We start from the raw sequence: 5194 nt of genomic DNA, 5'->3' as shown, positions 1-5194 counted from the left end.
GCGTTCGCTCGTCTGTATCGGTGACAGCGATTCGTTCGAGCCTCCAGAGGAGAAGCAACCCCCATGTTCCGTCACATGCGGCGCGGCGCGCAGCCCGTACGCCATCGCCGCCACGCGCCGGGCCGGGCGCTCGTCGTGCGCCCACCGGTCCACCGCCCGGCACACGGCCGAGGGCTCCTCCTCGGCGAGCGCGGCCAGCAGCTCGTCCCCGCGCCGGTGGGCGCGGTCGACCAGGGTGTCCGCGAGGTCGTCCGGGGCGCGCCGCCGGTGCGCGTACAGCAGGGCCTGCGCGGCGGTCGCCACGGTCGCGTGGGGTGCCGCGGGCAACGGCCGGTCGTCGTCGAACCAGGGGGTGAGGTGGGGTTGTACGGCGGTGGGGTCGGCGGCGAGGAGCCGGGCCACGGCGTCCAGGTAGCGCGGGGCCTCCGGGGGACGGCGGCGGTGGGCGCCTGAGACGGTGCGGGACCCCTCGGCCGGGCTCGCCTGACGCGGCGCCCCGTCCACGACGACCAGGCGCCTGAGCAGATCGAACCGCTCCGCCTCCGGCAGCGGCAGCGCCTCCCAGAAGGAGGGCCCGAATTCCGCCGGCACACCCCGGCCTTCGGTCCGCCACGCCACGATCCGCTCGGCGAGCAGCCGCAGCACCCTGGCGTACGGGGTCGCGTCGGGTACGCGCACCAGGACGTCGGCGAGGAGGTGGGTGGCCCACCAGGTGCCGTCCCCGGTCGGGACACCGTCGACGGTCGGGACACCATCGACGGTCGGGGTTGCGTCCCCGGTCGGGGTTGCGTCCCCGGTCGGAGTGGCCTCCCCGGTCGGAGTGGCCTCCCCGGTCGGAGTGGCCTCCCCGGTCGGAGTGGCCTCCCCGGTCGGAGTGGCGTCCCCGGTCGGAGTGGCGTCCCCGGTCGGGGCGGATTCCTCCTCCGCCAGCAGGTCGTCGACGGCCTCGACGAGGTCTTCGAGGCGGCGGGCCAGCGCACCGGCGCCCTGGTGCCGGGCCAGCAGGAGGAGGGCCTGTACGACGGGGCCGATGCGGTGGCGCGGGACGGACACGGAACGGCTCTGGGCGGATGGGTGTGCGGGCGTCCGCTGGGCAGGTACCCGCTCGGTACGCCAGGCTTCGCGGCGCTGGTGGACCAGGGCGTGCAGGGCCGGGTCCAAATCCAGGTGGGTGCCCTGGATCCAGTCGGCGAGCTCCTCGTGGGCGAACCTGTAGCCGCTCCCGGTGGGGACCAGGAGGCCCTCGGTGAGGACGGCGGAGGCCCAGCCGGTGATACGGCCCGGGCGGTGTCCCGGGGCGGGACCCCAGGGGAAGACGGCCTCGAAGGCCGTGCGGTCCAGCTGGCCCTGGCCGGGCCCCAGGCAGCGCCGCGCGGCCTCGTGCACCTGGCCACAGACCTGGGCGGCGAGCCTTCGTACGGCCGTGCCGCGCAGCCCGTTCGCCGCCGCGAGCCGGACCGCGACGCGCAGGCACATCAGGTCCAGATGGGCGGCGAAGACCTCGTCCCGGTCGAGTGGCCGGGTCGGCGCGTCAGGCAGCGCGGCGCGCACCTCCGCCAGCAGCCGCAACGTCAGCGGATGCCGCGCCTCGTCGGCCACCAGCGCACCCTCGGGGATCCCGGCCCGCGCACGGACCCGCCGCGCCTCCTCCTCGGTCAGCCCGCCCAGCCGGACGCAGGGCGGAAGCCACGGCTCCGGGTCGGTACCGGCCCGGTGCAGCGACTCCGCCGGGAACTGGTCCCCCGCCTGCTCCCAGTACTCGGCGCGGCAGGCGACGACGAGCCGCGCCCCGCTCGCCCGCAGCCACTCGGCCGTGCCCGCGGTCCACTCGGGCAACCGGCGGGCGAGGTCGGGCGGCATCTCCTCCGGTCCGTCGAGGAGGAGCAGCAGTGGTCGTCCGGCGGCCCGTGCCAGCCGGGCCAGCCGGTCGGGACCGATGTCGCCGAGCTCTCCGCCGTACCCGCCGGGCGGCAGCACCCCCGGCTCCCGGCGCGCCCTCTCCTCCGGGGCCGCCACGATCCGCCCCGCCCGCTCCAGTGCCCGGGTGGCCGCGTCGGCGACGGAGGTGTCCGTGGCGAGGAGGTCGGCGCCGCGCAGCCGGAGCGTGGGGGCCGGAGCGGCGCCGCGGGTGCGGCGGGCGGCGAGCGCCGCGAGTTCCGTCGTACGGCCGCTGCCGGGTGGGCCGACGAGGCCGAGGACGGCGGCCGGCCCGCTCTCGAAGGACGCGAACTCCCGTACGACGGCGGCCCGTTCCACGGTGGCGGGCGCCGCGCCGCCGGTGCCCGGCGAGGTCGCGGCCCCGGGGCCGTCCGATCCCACCGAGGTCGCCGTGAGTTCGAGTACGCCTGCCGGATTGAGATCGGCCCCGTACGCGGGGACGGTGGTGGCGTTGCGGTCGAGGAGTTCGGCGAGCGGACCCGTGACGCCGGGAGTGCGCAGGAGGACCGCGAAACCCGTCGCCCGGTGCTCGCTGTGCAGCGCGGTGCCGAGCACCCCGATCACCGCCCCGGTCGAGGCGTCGATGACCGGTCCCCCGGCCGCCCCGCCGCCCAGCCGGAGCGCGTCCGCGCCGGCCGTGCCGATCGCCAACTCCAGTGCCTCGTCGAGGCGATGGAAGCGATCGGTCGCCGCGTACGTCACGGTGGTGCTGCCCAGCACCCGGGCTTCGCGCCAGCCGCCCGCGGGGATGCTGACATACGTGCCGGTCTCGACCCTCTCGCGCACGGTGACGGGGAGCGGGTCGAGGCCGAGGCCCTCGGTGCGTACGAGCGCCAGATCGGTTTCGGGGAGCGGGGTCATGGCGTCGGCGGTCACCACACAGCTGCGGTCGCCGGGGGCGTGCAGCACGAGGCGGTCCAGACCGTCGACGGCCTCGTGGCTGGTGATCACCGTGCCGTGGTGGTCGGCGACGAAACCCGCGCCGCGCGGACGTCCGGCCAGGTCGCAGACGCGCACCAGGGTCTCGTCCCGCGCGCGGCGGGCGTCGTCCGGTGTCTGCTCGTTCCCGGCCCGCGGGCCCCGTCCCGCCATGCTCGAACCTCCCCGCCGTGCTCCTTCTTCCGACGGTAGGCGCCAAATGATCAGCGGGACAGATCACGCGAGAAACGCGCCCCCTTCCGCTCCCTCGGTTCACTCCGAGCGCCTGCCCGAAGGGGTGAATAGGGCAGAGCGGATGGATACACCCTTGGGTGGGGGAACCGAGGGGGGACCATGGAGCGGCGGGCACGAAACCCCGTGACCGCCGCTCCACGGGCAGGTGCCCGAGCACGAACAGGCGTCGGCCTCAGCCGAACACGGCGAGGCTCTTCGCCTTGCCCTTCTGTTCCTCCACCAGCGCGAGGAACTGGCCCTCGGCGTCGAACACAGCCACCGCGCCGACCCCCGCGTACTCCTCGGGGATCTCCAGGCGTACGCCGTTGAGCAGCAGCCGGGCCCGCTTGGTGTCCACGTCCCAGCGCGGGAACGCGGCCGCGGCGGCCTCGGCGATCGGCATCACGGTCAGCTCCTCCTGGAGCTGGTCGAGGGTGCGCGCGGAGTCGAGCTTGTACGGGCCGACGCGGGTGCGGCGCAGGGCGGTGAGGTGACCGCCGACGCCCAGGTCCGCGCCCAGGTCCCGGGCGAGCGCCCGGATGTACGTCCCGGACGAGCAGACCACGGAGACGACCAGGTCGAGCACCGGCGTGCCGTCCTCGGCCACGGCGTCCCGGATGTCGTACACCGCGAACGAGGAGACCGTCACCGGGCGGGCCGGGATCTCGAAGTCCTCGCCTTCGCGTGCCCGCTTGTACGAGCGCACGCCGTCGATCTTGATGGCGCTGACCTTGGACGGCACCTGCATGATCCGGCCGGTGAGCTTGGCGATCCCGGCGTCGATGGCCTCCCGGGTCACCCTGGCGGCGTCGGTGGACGAGATGATGTCGCCCTCGGCGTCGTCCGTCAGCGTGTCCTGGCCGAGCCGGATCGTCCCCAGGTACTCCTTCTCGGTGAGCGCGAGGTGCCCGAGGAGCTTGGTCGCCTTCTCGACACCGAGGACGAGCACGCCCGTCGCCATAGGGTCGAGGGTGCCGGCATGTCCGACGCGGCGGGTCCTGGCGATCCCGCGCATCTTGGCGACCACGTCGTGCGAAGTGAAGCCCGACGGCTTGTCGACGATGACAAGCCCGTCGGGCGTCTTGGTCTTCTGCGTCATTCCGCGGCGTCGCCGTCCGTCTCGTCGTCCTCGCCCGGCTTCTTGTACGGGTCCGCGTCACCGGCGAAGGTGGCACCGGCCGAGACCTCGCGCACCTTCGCGTCCGAGGCCCGCGCCTTGTCGAGCAGGTCCTCGATCGTCTTGGCGGTGTCCGGCAGGGCGTCCGCGACGAACGTCAGCGTCGGCGTGAACTTCACGCCCGCCGCCGCGCCGACCGCCGAGCGGAGCACGCCCTTGGCGCTCTCCAGGCCCGCGGCCGCGGCCGCGCGCTCCTCGTCGTCCCCGTAGACCGTGTAGAAGACGGTCGCCTCCCGGAGGTCCCCGGTGACCCGGGTGTCCGTGATGGTGACATGGGTGCCGAGCCGCGGGTCCTTGATCCCACGCTGCAGCTTCTGGGCCACCACCTCTCGGATGAGGTCCGCCAGCCTCTTGGCACGCGCGTTGTCGGCCACTGGTCCGTCTCCTTCTTCGCCTTGCTTGTTCCGTCAGTCTTCGTCTGTATGAAGTCTGCGCCGTACCGACAGCAGCTCCACCTCCGGTCGCGCCGCGACGAGCCGCTCGCACCGGTCCAGTACGTCGGTGAGGTGCTCGGTGTCTCCGGAGACCATCGCCAGGCCGATCTCGGCCCTGCGATGAAGGTCCTGGTTGCCCGTCTCCGCCACGCTCACCGCGTACTTCCGCTGGAGTTCAGCGACGATCGGCCGGACGAGAGAGCGTTTCTCCTTGAGCGAGTGCACATCGCCGAGGAGCAGATCGAAGGACAGCGTCCCCACATACATGTGTAACCGGATGTCCCGCCGGTACGGGGTAGATGGCCTGCCAATGCGCTTGGCAGGGACATCAGAACCGTACAACGAACCCCTGGCTCGCTCGACGGAGTTTCCGCCCCCGCACCGGCGGGGGCCGTGGGGGGCCGCGGGCCGCACCCCCGCCCGGGGGCCGGGGGCGGGCCGGGCGGTAAAAACAGGAAAACAAGGGGCCGGGCACTAAAACAAGGGCGGGAAA

At 73.8% G+C, this 5194-nt stretch carries 4 protein-coding genes; all 4 read right to left on the bottom strand.

All coding sequences use genetic code 11. The features are described from left to right. The coding region (locus ABZ656_RS56335) for a trypsin-like peptidase domain-containing protein (RefSeq protein ID WP_360280272.1) at window positions 1-3030 on the bottom strand (3030 nt) is incomplete at its 3' end. Between the two features lie 253 nt (window positions 3031-3283). Beyond that, window positions 3284-4189, bottom strand: coding sequence for a tRNA pseudouridine(55) synthase TruB (gene truB, locus ABZ656_RS56330; RefSeq protein ID WP_101400984.1), 906 nt, complete (start codon window positions 4187-4189; stop codon window positions 3284-3286). Then, the gene (gene rbfA / locus ABZ656_RS56325; protein WP_054232827.1) at window positions 4186-4641 is read right to left on the bottom strand and encodes a 30S ribosome-binding factor RbfA; all 456 of its coding nucleotides are present in this window, start codon (window positions 4639-4641) and stop codon (window positions 4186-4188) included. The genes truB and rbfA overlap by 4 nt, the downstream gene beginning before the upstream one ends. Window positions 4642-4674: 33 nt before the next feature. Next, the gene (locus ABZ656_RS56320; protein ID WP_067371255.1) at window positions 4675-4968 is read right to left on the bottom strand and encodes a DUF503 domain-containing protein; all 294 of its coding nucleotides are present in this window, start codon (window positions 4966-4968) and stop codon (window positions 4675-4677) included. Between the last annotated feature and the right edge of the window lie 226 nt (window positions 4969-5194).

The sequence above is a fragment of the Streptomyces sp. NPDC007095 genome, assembly GCF_040634475.1.
Taxonomy (GTDB): domain Bacteria; phylum Actinomycetota; class Actinomycetes; order Streptomycetales; family Streptomycetaceae; genus Streptomyces.
The sequence above is the reverse complement of the archived record's forward strand: the minus strand, read 5'-3'. Positions and strand labels throughout refer to the sequence as shown.

Coding starts and splice junctions, on each gene's coding strand:
- truB (WP_101400984.1), bottom strand. CDS start 4,189: ATGACGCAGAAGACCAAGACGCCCGACGGGCTTGTCATCGTCGACAAG.
- ABZ656_RS56320 (WP_067371255.1), bottom strand. CDS start 4,968: ATGTATGTGGGGACGCTGTCCTTCGATCTGCTCCTCGGCGATGTGCAC.